At 27.8% G+C, this 17,645-nt stretch carries 20 protein-coding genes and 2 other annotated features; of the genes, 17 read left to right on the top strand and 3 right to left on the bottom strand.

Annotation, left to right across the window (positions count from 1 at the left end; translation table 11 throughout):
* Window positions 1-37: 37 nt before the first annotated feature.
* From Tmeso_RS00780 to Tmeso_RS00755, 6 genes are read left to right on the top strand one after another with little or no spacing between them, the layout of a single operon-like run.
* Window positions 38-889: a (Fe-S)-binding protein gene (locus tag Tmeso_RS00780; protein WP_099187272.1), complete on the top strand. Its 852-nt coding sequence runs from the start codon at window positions 38-40 to the stop codon at window positions 887-889.
* Between the two features lie 3 nt (window positions 890-892).
* Window positions 893-2,104 carry an ABC transporter substrate-binding protein gene (locus Tmeso_RS00775; RefSeq protein ID WP_099187271.1) on the top strand — a complete coding sequence of 404 codons (1,212 nt, stop codon included), beginning with the start codon at window positions 893-895 and terminating at the stop codon, window positions 2,102-2,104.
* Window positions 2,088-2,966 (top strand): ABC transporter permease, encoded by an 879-nt coding sequence (locus tag Tmeso_RS00770; protein ID WP_099187270.1) that lies wholly within the window; start codon window positions 2,088-2,090, stop codon window positions 2,964-2,966. Before Tmeso_RS00775 ends, Tmeso_RS00770 begins: the two co-directional genes overlap by 17 nt.
* Window positions 2,963-3,760 (top strand): ABC transporter permease, encoded by a 798-nt coding sequence (locus Tmeso_RS00765; protein WP_099187269.1) that lies wholly within the window; start codon window positions 2,963-2,965, stop codon window positions 3,758-3,760. Before Tmeso_RS00770 ends, Tmeso_RS00765 begins: the two co-directional genes overlap by 4 nt.
* A gap of 26 nt (window positions 3,761-3,786) precedes the next feature.
* Window positions 3,787-4,863, top strand: a complete 1,077-nt coding sequence (locus Tmeso_RS00760; protein WP_099187268.1) for an ABC transporter ATP-binding protein — start codon at window positions 3,787-3,789, stop codon at window positions 4,861-4,863.
* Window positions 4,863-5,453: a CDP-alcohol phosphatidyltransferase family protein gene (locus Tmeso_RS00755; RefSeq protein WP_099187267.1), complete on the top strand. Its 591-nt coding sequence runs from the start codon at window positions 4,863-4,865 to the stop codon at window positions 5,451-5,453. Before Tmeso_RS00760 ends, Tmeso_RS00755 begins: the two co-directional genes overlap by 1 nt.
* A gap of 19 nt (window positions 5,454-5,472) precedes the next feature.
* Here the strand turns inward: Tmeso_RS00755 and Tmeso_RS00750 are convergent, their stop codons facing one another.
* Window positions 5,473-6,033 (bottom strand): 3'-5' exonuclease, encoded by a 561-nt coding sequence (locus Tmeso_RS00750; RefSeq protein WP_187296174.1) that lies wholly within the window; start codon window positions 6,031-6,033, stop codon window positions 5,473-5,475.
* A gap of 185 nt (window positions 6,034-6,218) precedes the next feature.
* Between Tmeso_RS00750 and Tmeso_RS00745 the strand changes: the two genes are divergently transcribed.
* Window positions 6,219-6,467, top strand: a complete 249-nt coding sequence (locus tag Tmeso_RS00745; protein WP_099187265.1) for a hypothetical protein — start codon at window positions 6,219-6,221, stop codon at window positions 6,465-6,467.
* Between the two features lie 78 nt (window positions 6,468-6,545).
* Here the strand turns inward: Tmeso_RS00745 and cls are convergent, their stop codons facing one another.
* Window positions 6,546-7,985, bottom strand: coding sequence for a cardiolipin synthase (gene cls, locus Tmeso_RS00740; protein ID WP_099187264.1), 1,440 nt, complete (start codon window positions 7,983-7,985; stop codon window positions 6,546-6,548).
* Window positions 7,986-8,184: 199 nt separating this feature from the next.
* Here cls and Tmeso_RS00735 point away from each other — a divergent pair, with 199 nt between their 5' ends.
* The 3 genes from Tmeso_RS00735 (at window position 8,185) to Tmeso_RS00725 (ending at window position 10,579) form a co-directional block, all read left to right on the top strand.
* Entirely contained in the window at window positions 8,185-9,054 is an 870-nt protein-coding gene (locus Tmeso_RS00735) for a metal ABC transporter solute-binding protein, Zn/Mn family (protein WP_099187263.1), read from the top strand.
* A 107-nt stretch (window positions 9,055-9,161) separates the two neighbouring features.
* A complete protein-coding gene (locus Tmeso_RS00730) occupies window positions 9,162-10,268 on the top strand; it encodes an amidase domain-containing protein (protein ID WP_242967783.1) in 1,107 nt (368 codons plus the stop codon).
* A gap of 110 nt (window positions 10,269-10,378) precedes the next feature.
* Window positions 10,379-10,579: a cold-shock protein gene (locus Tmeso_RS00725; RefSeq protein ID WP_099187262.1), complete on the top strand. Its 201-nt coding sequence runs from the start codon at window positions 10,379-10,381 to the stop codon at window positions 10,577-10,579.
* 118 nt (window positions 10,580-10,697) lie between these two features.
* On the opposite strand, the gene Tmeso_RS00720 is transcribed toward Tmeso_RS00725, so the two are convergent.
* Window positions 10,698-10,895 (bottom strand): hypothetical protein, encoded by a 198-nt coding sequence (locus tag Tmeso_RS00720; protein ID WP_099187261.1) that lies wholly within the window; start codon window positions 10,893-10,895, stop codon window positions 10,698-10,700.
* Between the two features lie 188 nt (window positions 10,896-11,083).
* Between Tmeso_RS00720 and Tmeso_RS00715 the strand changes: the two genes are divergently transcribed.
* From Tmeso_RS00715 to Tmeso_RS00685, 7 genes are all read left to right on the top strand, one after another.
* The gene (locus tag Tmeso_RS00715; RefSeq protein WP_099187260.1) at window positions 11,084-11,494 is read left to right on the top strand and encodes a CBS domain-containing protein; all 411 of its coding nucleotides are present in this window, start codon (window positions 11,084-11,086) and stop codon (window positions 11,492-11,494) included.
* A 69-nt stretch (window positions 11,495-11,563) separates the two neighbouring features.
* Window positions 11,564-11,781: a binding site (T-box leader), on the top strand.
* A 43-nt stretch (window positions 11,782-11,824) separates the two neighbouring features.
* Window positions 11,825-12,042 (top strand) — a binding site (T-box leader).
* A gap of 134 nt (window positions 12,043-12,176) precedes the next feature.
* On the top strand, window positions 12,177-12,980 hold the full coding sequence (locus Tmeso_RS00710) for an ABC transporter substrate-binding protein (protein WP_099187259.1): 804 nt from the start codon (window positions 12,177-12,179) through the stop codon (window positions 12,978-12,980).
* Between the two features lie 12 nt (window positions 12,981-12,992).
* Window positions 12,993-13,643, top strand: coding sequence for an amino acid ABC transporter permease (locus tag Tmeso_RS00705; RefSeq protein WP_099187258.1), 651 nt, complete (start codon window positions 12,993-12,995; stop codon window positions 13,641-13,643).
* On the top strand, window positions 13,636-14,358 hold the full coding sequence (locus Tmeso_RS00700) for an amino acid ABC transporter ATP-binding protein (RefSeq protein WP_099187257.1): 723 nt from the start codon (window positions 13,636-13,638) through the stop codon (window positions 14,356-14,358). The genes Tmeso_RS00705 and Tmeso_RS00700 overlap by 8 nt, the downstream gene beginning before the upstream one ends.
* A gap of 310 nt (window positions 14,359-14,668) precedes the next feature.
* Entirely contained in the window at window positions 14,669-15,751 is a 1,083-nt protein-coding gene (locus Tmeso_RS00695; protein ID WP_099187256.1) for an NAD(P)H-dependent flavin oxidoreductase, read from the top strand.
* A 19-nt stretch (window positions 15,752-15,770) separates the two neighbouring features.
* Window positions 15,771-16,208, top strand: coding sequence for a MarR family winged helix-turn-helix transcriptional regulator (locus Tmeso_RS00690; protein ID WP_099187255.1), 438 nt, complete (start codon window positions 15,771-15,773; stop codon window positions 16,206-16,208).
* A gap of 183 nt (window positions 16,209-16,391) precedes the next feature.
* Entirely contained in the window at window positions 16,392-17,624 is a 1,233-nt protein-coding gene (locus Tmeso_RS00685) for a cation:proton antiporter (protein WP_099187254.1), read from the top strand.
* Window positions 17,625-17,645 lie beyond the last annotated feature (21 nt).

Raw genomic sequence — 17,645 nt, 5'->3', positions numbered from 1 at the left:
ATAATAGGACAAATTAAAGTTAAAGGATGAATTGACTATGAAAAAAAATAATTTAGGAGTTAAATTACATCAATTATCTAGTTTTTCAAAAGTTTTCACTGCGTCAAGTAATTATAATAAAGATAATGTGAGAGCTTTTATTCCAGGCTGTAGTCTAACAGACTATAGTCCCGAAATAGTAATGAAAACATATAAATATTTAAATGATAATCTAGGTAATACAGGTATTATTTCAAAATGTTGTGCTGCTCCTTCTAAAATATCAGGAGATAAAGAGGGATTTAAATCATATTATTCACAATTACAAGAAGAAATAGAAAATATGGAAGTAAAAGAGATAATAACAGCGTGCCAAACATGCTATAAGACTATAAAAGAAAATAGTCCAGATATTGAGGTTAAATCTATTTGGGAATCAATAAATGATATAGGTATACCAGCGGATGTTAAGGATAGATATAAAGGTTTAGATATAGTATTTGCTTTGCATGATCCATGTCCTATAAAAAAGGAAAATATTATACATGAAAGTGTTAGAAAGGTATTAAGTGAAATGGAAATTAAAATAGAAGAATTTCATAATTGTAGAGAAAAAACTGTGTGTTGTGGAGGAAAATTAAGTATAAAGAATAAAGAGCTAGCGTTAAATCATATGAAAAAAAGAGCTTATGAAGCCAACTCTAATCATATATTAACGTATTGTGAATCTTGCGTTAAATCTATGAAAACAGCAGGAAAAAAAAGTATCCATATATTAGATTTAATATTTAATGATAATATGAACTCACATTTTAATCAACAAAATATTAGTTACTTGAAAAAATGGATGAATAGGTATACATGCAAAACATATATTGAGAAACTAAATAATACTAATAAAGGAGAGTAATTTATGAAAAAAATAATATCAATGCTACTTGTAATAATGATTAGTTTGAGTGTTTTATCGGGATGCTCTAATCAAGATAAAAACGAATCATCCAATTTACTTGAAATGAAATGGGAAAATGTTTCTAAAGTGGCCAATGGACAAACTGTTAATATATATATGTGGGGTGGAGACCAATCTGTAAATAAATATATGGATAATTGGGTTAAGCCATTGATAAAAGAAGAATTAAATATTAATTTAAACAGAGTGCCAATAAACGATCCAAAGGATATGTTAAATAAGTTAATTACAGAAAAAGAGGTAGAAAAAGCAAATGGAAGTATAGATATAATATGGATGAATGGAGAAAATTTCAAGTTAGCAAAGGAAAATGAATTACTTTGGGGACCTTTTGCGGATAAACTTCCGAATTATAATCAATATGTTGATAAAAAAGCAGATGACATTAAGTATGATTTTGGAGAAGATACTATGGGAATGGAAGTTCCTTTTGGAAAATCTCAATTTGTATTTATATACGATTCTAGTATTATAAAGAATCCACCAAAGGATATAAATGAACTTACTGACTGGATAAAACAAAATCCTGGAAAATTTACATATCCATCAGTACCTGATTTTACAGGAAGTGCATTTATACGTCAAACTTATATGAATTTATTCAAAAAAGATTACATAGAAGATAAAGAATTAAGCAGTATGTGGGATTATATGAATGATATAAAACCATATTTATGGAGAAAAGGAGAAACATATCCTGAGAGTAGTGCTAAACTTGATATGCTGTATTCAAATTCAGAAATATTGATGAGTATGTCTTATAATCCACTTCATGCATTTAATAAAATACAAAATGGGGAGTTTAAAGAATCAACAGATGTATTCGTGCTAAATGATGGTACCTTGTCTAATACTCATTACTTGAGCATACCATTTAATGCAGCCAATAAAGCTGGAGCAATGGCAGTTATAGATTTCTTACTATCACCTAAATCTCAGATATATAAATTGAATCCTAGTAATTGGGGAGATGGACTTGCTATATCATATGATAAACTTTCAGATGAAGACAAATTAAAAATAGATGAGATTTATAAAGAAAATAAATTAGAGTTTTTAAATGAAATTAACAAATATAAAATTCCAGAAATGAAGGCTAAGTATATAGATCAAATAGAAAAAGGCTGGAGCGAAAATGTATCAAAAAAATAGACCATACTTATTATTATTACCAGCAATAATAGTAACTATTGTATTGTTTGCATCAGGATTAATACAAGGGTTTACACAAAGCTTAGGAATACCATCTATGAATAATATGGGTGGTATTACTTTTGTGTATTATAAAGAACTGTTTATATCTACAGAATTTTGGGTGTCATTTTTTATGACACTGAAAGTAGCTATAATATCGACAGTATTATCTGCATTAGCAGGAACTTGTATAGTATATTTATTGTATATACTAAAGACTGGAGTATTTTATAAATTTGCATCTAAGTTCAAACTTTTAATCCAAATACCTATGTTATTTCCGTACTTGGTGTATTCATATATTATATTGCTTATATTCAATAGAAGTGGATGGATAAGTTCTGTTTTCTTAAAATTAGGGATAATAAGTAGTAGTAATGAATTTCCTGTAATAGTAAATGATGAGTTTGGTGTAGGAATAATATTAACATATGTATTAAAAACCACTCCTTTTATAGTTCTAATGCTCTACCCTGTTATTTTAAAGGTTGAATCAAATTGGTTAGAATTAACACATATGTTAGGTGGAGATAGAAATGAATTGTTTAAGGAAGTTATACTGAAGATGTTGATTAATCCTTTGAAAATGTCGTGTTTTATAATATTTTCATACACTTTTGCTGAATTTGAAATCCCTTTCTTATTAGGGGTAACTTATCCTAAAATGGTTTCTGTTTATTCATATCAAATGTATATGAATTCAGATTTAATTGAAAGACCTAAGGCTTTTGCTATAAACGTAATTGTAGTATTAGTTATAATTGGCGCTGGATATACATTAAATCAATTGAGAATGAGAAAATGGAGGAAGATAAAGTGATAAAGGACAAATATGGGGATAAGATATCATTAGGTATATTGTCTTTAATTATATTATTTTCAATAATTCAAATAGTTTTTATTTTTTGTATGAGTTTTTCTAGTGGATGGGTATGGCCTGATATAATTCCTAAGAATCTAAGTATTAAAGGATGGAAATATGTTTTATTAAATAGTAATTCATTAGATGTTATATTTATGAGTTTAAAAATAGCTTTAATTGTGGTTGTTATAAATTTAATAATAGCAATCCCGGCAGCAGATGCAGTAGCTAGGTATGATTTTAAATATAAAAAGACAATCGAGTTTTTTTTGATTATGCCTATTGTTATACCTCCAATAATATCTACTATGGGAATACATAAAGCTTTTATAAGGATGAATCTAACAGAAAGTATATTGGGAGTGGTTTTAGTACATATAATACCGACTCTACCGTATATGATAAGGGCTATTAAAATTAGTTTTGAAAATTTTGGATTTGAATGGGAACAGCAGTGCCAAATGCTTGGAGCAAGTAAATTAAAGACTCTTATCAATGTGAAAATATATTTCTTACTTCCGGGAATTATAGCTGGTTCTACCCTAACGGCGTTGATATCTTTTAGTCAATATATAACTACTATTCTAATAGGAGGAGGACAGATACAGACTCTTTCAACCAATATGATTCCGTATATTAATTCTGGAGAAAAAACTATAGGATGTGTATATGCCATAATATTTGCATTTATATGCTTATCTACACTTGAGATTATGGAATATTATTTAAAAAAATATTATGATTCACTGTGATATAGACATGAGAGGAAGATTTGCTTATGACGAAATTATACTTAAAAAATATTAAAAAAACTTATGGTAAATATGTAAAAACGTCTAATTTTGACTTGAATATAGATAAACTTAGAATTAAGGATAGAGATTTTTTTGGAATAGTTGGAGAATCTGGGTGTGGAAAGACAACACTTTTAAAGATAATAGCAGGCCTTATTAATATTGATGAGGGAACTATTTGTATGAATGAAAAAACAATTAATGATATTTTACCTCAAAGAAGGAATATAGGTATGATATTTCAAGAAAATTTATTGTTTCCTCATATGAGTGTTTATGAAAATATAAGTTTTGGCCTTAAAATTAAAAAAAATTCAAAAGAAAAAATCTCAGAATTAATAGGCGATGTGCTTGAATCTGTAGCACTTAAAGGATTTGAACAAAGATATCCAAATGAATTGAGTGGGGGACAAAAGCAAAGGGTTTCTTTAGCTAGAAGTCTAGTATTAAAGCCTGAAGTATTACTTATGGATGAGCCTTTTAGTGCTTTAGATCCTGGACTAAGAAAAGAAATGAGAAATCTTATATTAAAAATTCATAAAGAATATAAGATGACTATAGTGTTTGTAACACACGATATAGAAGAAGCATTTAATTTATTCGATGATATGATTATAATGAAAGAGGGAAGGATATTACAAAACGGATCCCCTATGCAAATATATCAGAATCCTATTAATGCTCATGTTGCCGAATTTATGGGAATTAACAATGCTTTATATGGAAATATTGAGGACAAAATATTTAAATCAAATAATTTAAAAATAAAGTTAAGCAAATTTAATGAAGATGATGTAAGTGGACATCTTATTTTAAAGCCTGAATATCTAAAAGTAATAAAATTTGATAATTGTAATGAACATACAAATATTTTTGAAGGTAGAATAAAAGAATACTCATTTAGACAAGGTTTTATATTGTTTAAAATAGATATCAATTCTATTGAATTTGAAACAATACAATTGTATGAGTCAGATATAGAATTTAAAGTTAATGAAAGAGTTTTTGTAAAATATGATGAAAAAGGACTTTTATTTATAGCAGATGAGGAGGGAATATAATGTTAGATACGCATGCAAGAAAATATATTAATCCTATTATAGATAAAGCTTCTAAAGGTTTTTTAAATTTGAAAGTGACACCAAACCAAGTCACAGTATTAGCATTTATAATAGGAATAACAGCATCTATTGCAGTGTATTTTAATTACAGTATACTTGCATGTTTATTACTTTGGATGTCAGGTTTTTTAGATGCTGTCGATGGTGCTATGGCAAGAACTAGTAATAACTCCACTCCTTGGGGGACTTTGCTTGATATTACTTTTGATAGGATTGTAGAAATATTTATTATAATAAGCTTGGCATTTAAATTTGAGGAATTATTATTTAACTATTTGATACTTAGTTGTTGTATAATTTTTTCAATGACTATATTTTTAACTGTTGGAGCTTTAAGTGAAAAAAATGGTATAAAGTCATTTTATTATCAAGCTGGTATAGCAGAAAGAACGGAAGGGTTTATATTTTTTACATGCATGATATTAATTCCAAATAATACGAGTTTAATAACTAACATATTTTCTTTATTGATATTTATAACTGCAATTCAACGTATGGTTGAGGCAAAAAAAATATTCACAAAAAAATAAAAAGCTCAATATTGGGCTTTTATTTTTTTATAGAAATACTAGAAAAATCGAGTTTTTGAAATATATTAATGAATAGTTTACAAGTATATTCTGCATCAATATCAGCTCTGTGCATATTTTCGTCATTTATTTCTATACAACACAAAGCTAGTGCATTTGAAAGACTAGCTGTTTTACCTTTTTCTAATTTATGAATTCTAGAAAATTGTTTTTGTATATCTAAAAATTCACTAATCCAACTTGATTTTATGTTATGCAGCTTACAATTTGATTTTATATGATAATAATCGTCATATCCCCAACAGCATAATAAATAATCTTCACCTAACCACTCTTTAAAACTTCTTATTATTGATTTGAAAGAGTCGCTATTATCTATATCAACTTGCTTTATATTAGTTTTTTTCTTTATCAGTGAAAATAATTTGGAGAAATACTTTGGCTTTATAAAAGATTGAAACCTGTCTATTATTTCTAAATCATTATTCAGCTTAACTGCTCCTATTTCTATTATTTCATTTGGTATTTTATTTTTAAAAGGTTTACTATTTAACTCAAGATCAAAAATTATATAATTCAAAAAAATCACTCCTATTTATATTGCTACGGATAAAGCGAAACTTAATTCAGATGAAAATTGTACTTCAACTGGATTCTAATCATTATTTATATTTACATTTTATCAATAATAATGAAAAAAGAATAGTATATATAAAGAGTTTTTAATCAAAGAGCTCTTTCATTATTTATACGAGGTGAAATAAAATGCTTAAATGTCCTAAGTGCAATAAAGAAATTTCGGATATACCTGGAAGTAGATGTCCTAGGTGTAAAAGAAAAATAACATCAAAGGATGTAGGACATATATTTTGTCCAGATCCAGGATGCAATGCTGTATTACCTAAAAGCACTGTTTATTGTCCAAAGTGTGGAGCTAAAATAAGGAATGAAGGTATTGATGAAAAAGTAAATAAAATAATGAGAAAAATTGAAAAAATATTAGATTCATTATAAAGTGAAATTTAATTAAGGTTGAGGTTTAGAACTCTCAGCTTTATTATGAAAAATAAACGAGAATTCTCGTTTATTTTTTTATAATAAAGGGGACAAGAGTCTTGAGATAGATTCTTTAAATTTTATTATCAAAGATCTATTGTCATAAATTTCTTGAGTAATTTGAGTACAATCATTTATATCTTTTTCGAATATTAATTTAAATTCATTTGATACTACACTATCATATATGAACGCGTTAACTTCAAAGTTTAGCTTAAAGCTTCTAACGTCCATATTAGCTGTTCCTACAGATGCTATTTTGCCATCTACAACTATTGTTTTTGCATGTATAAATCCTTTTTCGTATATATAACATTCAGCGCCTGCTTTAATTAATTCGCTAGCATATGAAGATGAGGCCCAATATACAAACATATGATCTGGTTTATTTGGAATCATTATTTTAACATCTATTCCTGATAAACAAGCAAGTTTTAAACCGTTAAGTATACTTTCGTCTGGTACGAAGTAAGGTGTTTGTATATATATGCTTTTCTTAGCTGAGCTAATCATTTTAAGATAACCGTACTTTATTTGCTCCAATTCAGAATCTGGCCCACTTGATATGATTTGTATAGCGCTATTACCAGTTGAATTTATTTTAGGAAAATATTTTGGATTTATTTCCAATTTTTCACTGTTAGCACTTCTCCAGTCAAATAAAAATCTAGTTTGTAGCATATGTACAGCATCTCCTGTTATTTTTATATGAGAGTCTCTCCAATAGCCCATTTTTTTATTTAAGCTTAAATATTCATCACCTATATTAAAACCGCCTATAAAGCCTTCTATACCGTCTATTACTGCTATTTTTCTATGATTTCTATAATTTATATTAAGATTAAAAAAAGGAATCATTATAGGAAAAAAAGCCACAGCCTCTCCCCCTGCTTGCTTAAGATTTTTGAAAAAGTTTCTAGGAAGAGAATGACTTCCTATAGCATCGTATAAAAATCTTATTTCTACTCCTTCCTCTGCTTTTTTTGTAAGTTCATATACTATCTTGTTACCTAATGAATCATTTTTTATTATAAAGTAAACCATGTGTATATGGTCTTTAGCACTTTGAATACTGTTTATTAGTGATTCGAATTTATAGTTTCCATCTGTGAATATTTCAATACTATTGTTTTGGGTAAGAATAGATTCACTATGAGTTAAATGCATATAAAGCATATCCTTGTACTGTTCAATAGATGGATCGTTGAATTTTAATGAGTTAGTTTTTAGTTTTAGTTTTTGATCTTCTAAAGCAGTATTTATAGTATCTGCTTCTTCTTTTGTTATTTCAAATATTTTTTTTCTACTTAGATTTTTTCCAAATAATAAATAAATAATAAAACCTACATTAGGTAGTAAAAGTAAAAGCATAAGCCAAGCTAGACTAGTGCTTGGTTTTTTTCTTTCTAAAAAAATTATTGCAATTGCAAATAAAATATTTAATATTAAGACTATAGATAGTGTATTTGAAATCATAAAAGACCTCCTTATAATGATGTATATAGTTTATTTAAAAATAGATAGAAATTCAATATCAATATTAAATATATAAACTCTTCATATTTATAATTTTATTTTTTTATATACATAGTTGAATTATAAATAGGTTAACGTGTATATTGTTAACTATTTATGTGAAAAATTATAGAGAATATATGAATAGGAGGAATTTTATATGAAAAGTAAGGTATTAATTTTTTTTGCTGTTATTTTATCGATATTTATAATATCCGTAGATAAAAGTAAAACTATACAAACATCAAATGAAGTTTTAAGGCAGGAGAATAAGATTAAAGTTTATACTACAATTTACCCAATATATGAATTTGCAAATAATATAGGTAAAGATAAAATTGATTTAAAAATGATGATTCCAAATTCAGTAATATCAAATCAATTTGAGCCAACTCAAGAAATTATAGAACAGTTAAATGAAAGTGATGTATTAATATATGATGGAGAAGAACCGTGGATTGATAATATTATAAATTCTATTGCAAATGATAAATTAATAATTGTAAAAGCAGGTGAAGGCATAAAAACTATAGATGATACAAAAAAAGATGTTAATATATGGCTGGATCCGTTAAATGTAATAGGAGAGTCAAATAATATAAAAAATGCATTTATAAAAGCTGATAATAAAAATAAAAAATTTTATGAAAAAAATTACTATTTATTTAAACGAGAATTAATAGAGTTAGATAAGTTATATTCTAATGAGATAAATAATCTAAATAAAAAAGATATATTAGTTTCAAGCAATGCTTTTTCTTATATTGCGAATAGATACGATTTGAATCAAATAGATATTTCTAATATTTCTAAAGAAGATGATTTATATAAATTTATAAATAATAATAAAATAAAATATATATTTTCAGATAAAGAATTGGATGAAGATTTAAATAAAATATCAAAAAAACTAAAAGTAGGCATTTTACCTTTGAATTCTATTGAAAGTTTAAGTAATAATACAAAAGGAGGGTACATAGAACTTATGAAGGAGAATTTAAAAAAGTTGAAGGCAGGATTAAAGTATTAATTTTTTATAAAAAAGTATGACAAAAATTACAATATATAGATTATATATATTCTATTTTAAAAATCAAATACATATAATTCTTTGAATAGATTTTAGGGGGTATAAATGTGCTTATTATAATAAATAAAAGAAAATCTGTTATTGGAATGCTATGTATACTAGCTTTAGTTATATCTTTATATTCATTTGAAATTCAAACCAAGGTTATAGCTGCTTTTACTGATCAAGAGTGTAGCGAAATATTAGAAGAATTATTTGAAACAAGGAACAAAGCACTTTTGGATGCAGATGAGAAAAAATTAAATAATTTGTACGATAAAAGTACTAAATATGGAGTATGGGCATATGAACATGAAATGAAAAAAATGAAGTACTTGCATATGTGGTCAAATAAACAGGGGATTACATTTAAAGACATAAAGACTAAACTAAAGATAAATAGAGTAAAAAGTAAAGAAGGAGGATATTTGATAAACTTTACTGCATCAACTGAGTATAAATATGAGTATGATGATTCTAAAAATGAAACCAATATGTTTAGAATAGGAACATATCACTCATTGAATACTATGAAGAATGAAGAAGGATGGTGTATAACTAAAGAGTGGTATACAGATCCTTTTGCGGATTCTCTTAATTTAGAAAATATAAAGTTTGACGATATTAAAAAACATATTTTAGAGCAGAAAAAAAGAGATAGCTCTAACATGAATGAAAGAAGGAAAAAAGCATTAGAATATGCAGATATGTTTTGTGGTGCAGCAGCAGATGAGGAACATGAATATAATTACAATAAAAAGTATAGAAATTACAATCCTTTAGGAGGAGATTGTGCTAACTTTGCATCTCAAATATTATATGAGGGAGGTAGTTTTAGGAAAACAGGACAATGGAATTATGATTCAAATGGAGCTACTAAAGCTTGGGTAAATGCACATGCATTTAAAAATTATATGATATATAGTGGAAGAGCTTCATTAATAGCGTATGGAGATTATGATAAGGTTTATAAGGCATCCTATAAGCTTGAACCAGGTGATTTTGTAGCTTATGAAAAGCAAGGTAAGGTAACTCATATTTCAGTTGTAACAGGGTCTGATTCTAAGGGATATTCTCTTGTAAATTGTCACAATACTGATAGATATAGAGTTCCTTGGGATCTTGGTTGGAGCAATAGAAAAATAAAGTTTTGGCTTGTTAGGGTACATTATTGATAAGTTTAGTTTTATGTATTGACATTGATGTTTAAATGTAGTATTTTTAATTATAATGTAACAAATAATTTATTTGTTTCAAATTCGTTTTATTTAGGAGGATGTTTTAAATGAAAAAGGGAACTGTTAAGTGGTTTAATGCAGAAAAAGGTTATGGATTCTTATCTATCGAAGGTGGAGAAGATGTATTCGTACATTTTTCAGCTATAGAAGGAGATGGATATAAATCATTAGAAGAAGGACAACAAGTTGAATTTGAAGTAGTTGATGGAGCTAGAGGACCTCAAGCTGCTAATGTTATTAAATTATAATAGTTAATTTGTATAATTTATATATAGATTGATTATATTAGAAAGTCGCTTTCATAAAAGCGACTTTTATTATTTTAGCTGGTAAAAGGACTTATTTGTGATTAAGAAGTGAACTTTTCTAATTCATATCATTTTTTGTATAAGTTTTATTATCTATGAATAATAATAGGGCAAATACATTTAAAACTCCTATAATTGCTGCAAAAAACAACTTTTTAAAATTATCTATATTTGAAAATTGATATGATGATATTAAGCTTAAAACAATTCCAAATGAGCTCATCAATATACCTACAAATCTTATTATATTACTCAAAATTAATCCCCCCTAAATAAATTTTTAACTCTTATTCAAAGTAAAAAATACTATATTTATAAGTATAACATGATACAGGTTTATTTTATTATGGGAATTTATGCATTAGGTCAAACTTGACATCTTTTCTAATCTCAAGTAACATACTATTTAGATAAACTAAAATTTGAAAATAGGGGAGAAAACATATGAATATAGCTTTTTTTCTTACACCTAAAATAGAGGTAGCTTATTTAACACCAGAATCGACAATGCGCCAAGCTTTAGAGAAAATGGAGTATCACAGATATACCGCTATTCCTATAATTGATGACGGAAGGTATATAGGAACAATTACTGAAGGGGATTTGCTTTGGAAATTAAAGAATACACCTGATTTAAATTTTAAAAATACTAGTAAAATTTTATTAAAAGATATATCTAGAAAAATGGATAATAAGCCTGTTTATATTGATTCAAATATAGAAGATTTAATTTCTTTAAGTATAAATCAAAATTTTGTGCCTGTTGTTGATGATCAAAATATTTTTATAGGTATAATAAAGAGAAGTGAGATTATAGATTATTGTTATAAATCATTGTTTAATAAAAAAAATTAGAAATATATTGACACTTTAAAATTATGTGTGTATAATACATATTAAGTTAAAAAAACAAACAAAATGACATGAAATCCATTGAAGTGAAGAGTAGGTATAATGATAGTTAAAGCGAGCTAGAGTTGGTGTGAGTCTAGTAACATAGTTATATTGAAGAGAGTCATGGAGGAGATTTTCTGAAATATTAGTAGGAAAATACGGTACCTATCGTTAAAGGTTAATGAGTGGATACAATTTTTAATTGTATCAACAAGAGTGGTAACACGGGCATATACCTCGTCTCTTATTTTTAAGAGACGAGTTTTTTATATTTAAAATTATATAATTTATTTAAATCCTATGAAGTGGAGAGTAGGTATAATGATTGTTAAAGCGAGCTAGAGTTGGTGTGAGTCTAGTAACATAGTTATATTGAAGAGAGTCATGGAGGAGATTTTCTGAAATAGTAGTAAGAAGATACGCTGCCTATCGTTAAAGGTTAATGAGTGGATACGATTTTTTATTGTATCAACAAGAGTGGTAACACGGGCATATACCTCGTCTCTTATTTTTATAAGAGGCGAGGTTTTTTTATATGAATTTATTATGTAGGAGGTGTTTAAAAGGAAATAGTTAAATGTTGCACTTTGATGATTTAAATTAATAAAGTTAATTAAAATAAAATATGAGAGGGGAAATTAGAATGTTTAAAAAAAGTTTTAATAAGATGATTGTTGTAGTTATGGTTTTATGTTTAGCCATGGTTTTCGTAGGATGTGGTAAAAATGAGGTTTCTCAATATGAAAAAATAAAAAAATCAGGAAAAATAGTACTTGGGACTAGTGCTGATTATCCACCGTATGAATTTCACAAAGAAGTGGATGGAAAAGACCAAATAGTTGGATTTGATATTGAAATTGCTAAATCAATAGCAGAGGATATGGGAGTTGAACTTGAAATTAAGGATATGGATTTTGGAGGGTTACTTGCGGCTTTAAATACAGGAACAGTCGATTTTGTAGTAGCTGGAATGACACCTACTGATGAAAGAAAAGAAAAGGTAGATTTTAGTGAGATATATTATAATGCAACTCAGGCTGTAGTTGTTAAGGCAGAAAATAAAGATAAGGTAAAATCTATGGATGATTTAAAAGGAAAAATAGTAGGGGTTCAAATGGGTTCTGTCCAAGAAGGGATAGCTAAAGATCAAATAAAAGACGCTCAAATTAAGTCTCTTTCAAGAGTACCAGATCTTATGCTTGAGCTTAAGAATGATAAAGTAGATGCTTTAATAGTAGAACTTCCTGTTGCAAAAGCTTATATAGATAAAAATGCTGATATCTCACTTTCAGGTATAACAGTTAAAGATGAAACAGCAGGATCTGCTATAGCTATTAAAAAGGGAAATCAAGAACTTACAGATCAAATAAATAAAACATTAGACAAATTGATTAAAGAAAATAAAATAGAAAACTTTGTAGTTAAAGCGACAGATATGATTGAGTAGGAGTTGAGTATAGTGGATTTTTCTTTTTTAAGTAAATATTATATGTTCTTTTTAATGGGAACTAAAAACACAGTTTTACTTTCGGTATGTTCAGTATTTATAGGTGTAGTATTAGGTCTTTTTGTATCACTTATGAAATTATCTAAAAATAAGGTATTAAATATAATAGCGAGTGTATACGTAGAGTTTTTAAGAGGAACACCTATATTAGTTCAATTATTCATAGTATATTATGGACTTCCTACTCTAGGTATAGACATGCCACCTTTTGTAGCTGGAATAATAGCATTATCAATTAATAGTTCAGCGTATGTAGCTGAGATAATAAGAGCGGGTATACAAGCCGTTGATAAAGGGCAAATGGAGGCTGCAAGGTCTTTAGGAATGAGCCATAATATAGCTATGAGATATATTATAATACCTCAAGGAGTTAAAAATATATTACCTGCTTTAGGTAATGAATTCATAGTTTTAATAAAAGAATCATCTATAGTTATGATGGTTGGTATTGCGGATGTTATGTATAATACAAATATTGTTAGAGGGAATACGTTCCAACCGTTTGAGCCGTTAATAGTTGCAGCTTTTATATATTTTGTATTGACATTTACACTCTCTAAATTCATGAATAAAATCGAAAGGGGGATGACTGTAAGTGATTAAGATTAATAATCTAAATAAAAAATTTGGAAATAATCATGTTCTAAGAGGCATTGATGAACATATAAAGCAAGGTGAAGTAGTAGTTGTAATAGGACCGAGTGGATCTGGTAAAAGTACATTCTTAAGATGTCTTAATTTACTGGAGCATCCTACAAGTGGAGATATAATATTTGAAGGAAAATCTATAACTTGTAACACTAATAATATAGACAAGCAAAGAGAAAAAATGGGAATGGTTTTTCAACAATTTAATTTATTTCCACATATGAGTGTATTAGATAATATTACACTTGCACCTAAGAAACTTAAGGGTATGGCTGATGAAGAAAGTGAAAAAATAGCTATTCAGTTATTGAAAACTGTAGGACTTGAAGATAAGTCAGGTAATTATCCGAAGCAATTATCAGGAGGACAAAAGCAAAGAATAGCAATAGCAAGAGCCCTTGCTATGTCTCCGGATGTTATGTTATTTGATGAGCCAACATCTGCACTGGATCCTGAAATGGTAGGAGAAGTTCTAGATGTTATGAAAAATCTTGCTTCAAAGGGGATGACTATGGTTGTAGTAACTCATGAGATGGGATTTGCAAAAGAAGTAGGAGATAGAGTTGTTTTTATGGATGGAGGAAAAATTATAGAACAAGGAAGTCCTAAAGAAATATTTGAGAATCCTCAAAATGAAAGAACTAAGGATTTTTTAAGTAAAGTATTGTAGTGAATTATATAGTGATTAATGGAAAGAATAACGCCTATTAGAATACAATTGTATTCTAATAGGCGTTATTCTTTCCATTAATCAAATCATCAACTATTTAAAAAAGGAGTTTATTAAAATCTTATTCGAAGCATTAATTATGTAATAGAATGATACGAATTTTTTATAATAAATAGGAAATTATAGTATTATATATATTAACAAAAAAACTTAATCTGTGTTGACTTTTAATATGTTTTTTTATATACTTTGAATATCAAAAGGTTTGAATTTCAAAATAAAAAATAAAAAATGAAAGGACGATGAATTTATGAAATTACCATCTTTAAATATAGGAGATTTAATTGCTAAAGTTCCAATTATTCAAGGCGGAATGGGTGTTGGCGTTTCGGGTGCTAGATTGGCATCGGCCGTTGCTAATGAAGGTGGAATTGGAGTTATATCAGGAGTACAAATAGGTTATAAAGAAGATGATTTTAGAGTTAATAATAAAGAAGCAAATATCAGAGCTTTAAGACGTGAAATAAAAAGAGCAAAGAATTTAAGTCCCAATGGAATTATAGGAGTCAATTTTTTGGTTGCAATGGAAAACTATAAAGAAATGGTAAAAACTGCAGTAGAAGAAAAGGTAAACTTAATAATATCCGGAGCGGGTCTTCCTAAGTCGTTGCCAGAATTTATAAAGGGATCAAAGACTAAGATTGCTCCAATAGTATCTTCTGCAAAAGCTGCAACATTAATATCAAAGCTTTGGGATAGAAAATATAATTATGTACCAGATATGGTAATAGTAGAAGGACCTAAGGCTGGAGGACATTTAGGGTTTTCTATAAGTGAATTAGTATCAATTGAAAATATAGATTTGATTAAAATAATAAATGAAGTTAAAGAAAGCTTAAAGCCTTTTAGAGAAAAATATCAAAAAGATATACCTGTTGTTGTAGCTGGAGGAGTGTTCGATGGTGAGGATATAGCTAAATATATTAAAGCTGGTGCAGATGGTGTCCAAATGGGAACTAGATTCGTAGCAACTGATGAATGTGAAGCACACATAGATTTTAAAAAAGCTTATATAAACTCTAAAAAAGAAGAGATTGAACTTATAAAAAGTCCTGTAGGTATGCCAGGGAGAGCTATTAGTAATGAATTTGTTAAAAAAACTAAAATTGGAAAAATTCCAGTTGGGAAATGTTACAACTGTATATCTGGATGTAGTCCAAAAGATATTCCATATTGTATAACGGATGCATTGGTTAGTGCTGTCAATGGAGATATAAAAAATGGGCTTATATTTAGTGGAAGTAATGCATATAAACTGGATAAAATAGTTTCTGTACATAATCTGATGAAGGAGCTTGTAGAAGAATCTAGTTTAAAACTTAATACTATATAAATATAAAGTGGTGACAACTATGAATGAAAATGTTAAAACATTAAATAAATTAATAACAAATATTTTTTATGATTTAACAGATATAGAGAAAAAAATGTTCTCTCAAGGGAAATTCAATGATTTATCACTGAGTGAAATTAGAACTATTCAAGCTATTGGTATGAAAGCTCCTAGAAAAATGAGTCAAGTTGCTATGGTTTTAAAAATTACAGTTGGAACCTTGACTATATCCATTAATAGACTTGTGAAAAAAGGTTATGTAAGAAGATTCAAGACAGAAGAAGATAGGCGCATAGTAATGGTTGATTTAACTGAACAGGGAAAACTTGTTTATCAAACACATGAAAAATTTCATTATGAAATCATAGAAAATATGGTCTCTACATTGAATGAAAATGAGCAGAAAATGCTTATACAGTCGTTAGAAAATATATGTTATTTCTTTAAATCTAAATAATGTTAAGAGCTTATGCAAATGCATAAGCTTTTTTGTATTATTAAGGAATATAGAGATAAATAAGATATAGATTGTAATTTGCTCTAATAAGAGGAAATATAAGAATATATGACATTTTTTAATTTTTATGTTTTGATATATAATTGTTGAGTCAGATACAAGGCAAAGAGCATAAAGGAGGTTATGAAATTGGAAAATAGCACAGTGTTGGCGGTTAATGAAATACTAAGATTAACTATTATAATATTGGTTGTAGGAATGGTTTTTTCAAAAATAAGTAAAATTGTTAAGCTTCCAGATGTAGTACTATTTTTAATAGGAGGTATTATAATAGGACCATCTGTTTTGAATATAGCTAGCGTAGAGGCTTATCCTGTCGCCAATCAGCTTATATTGACTTTTGGATCAGCTTACATACTATATGATGGTGGTAGAGAGGTTAAGCTTAAGATTTTAAACGATGTAAAAATAACAGTAGGATTATTAGCAAGTTTAGGTGTATTAATTTCTGCGTTTTCAATTGGATTTATAGCAATGAATATATTCAATATTACATTTATATCTGCTTTATTGATAGGTTCGGTAATAGCTTCTACAGATCCTGCAACACTAGTTCCGGTGTTTAAGGAGATAACTATAAAAGATAGATTGAAGCAAACTGTAATAAGTGAATCCGCATTTAATGATGCAGTTGGAGCAATACTTGTGTTCTCAATACTTACAATAATAGATTCAGGAAAAATTTCATTAACTAATAATATGGAAGAATTGGTGATAATGATTGTTGGAGGATTGATTGCAGGTGTAGTTGTTGGAGTTTTGGCATCCATGTCTATATCAGATGGTAAATATGGATTTTTTCATGAATTTGCACCTTTAGTCTCTATAGTTGCAGTTATTGCTTCTTATATGCTGGCTGAAACGATAGGTGGAAGTGGATATATGGCTACTTTTATAACAGGTCTAGTATGTGGTAATAAAAAAACGTTTAAATTATGGGTTCCTGAAAAAGATTACGAAATTCAAACGCACGTAAGAGAAACTCTTGCAGTTATAATGAGAATTGCTATATTTGTTTTACTTGGAACTCATGTTGATTTTATATCTTTAGGAATGTATTGGAAACAATCTCTTATATTAATAGCTATATTAGTGTTAGTTGTAAGACCTATATCCGTAATAGTATGTGTGATTTTTGATAGAAAAACAAAGTGGGCTATGAATGAAATATTATTTATGATGTGGGTAAGAGAAACGGGAGTAATACCAGCAGCTCTGTCTGGAATGATAATGAGTATGAATGTAGATAATAAAGGCATCTTATCATCAGTAGTATTTATGGCAATATTGATAACTTTAGGAATTCAAGCAAGTACAACAAAATGGGTAGCAAAAAAGTTAGATGTATTAGAATAAATTTGAGTAAAAAAATTCCCC

This window comes from Tepidibacter mesophilus, assembly GCF_002724055.1.
Classification (GTDB): domain Bacteria; phylum Bacillota; class Clostridia; order Peptostreptococcales; family Peptostreptococcaceae; genus Tepidibacter_A; species Tepidibacter_A mesophilus.
Note: the sequence above shows the minus strand (reverse complement) of the source record. Positions and strands in the feature narration are given on the sequence as shown.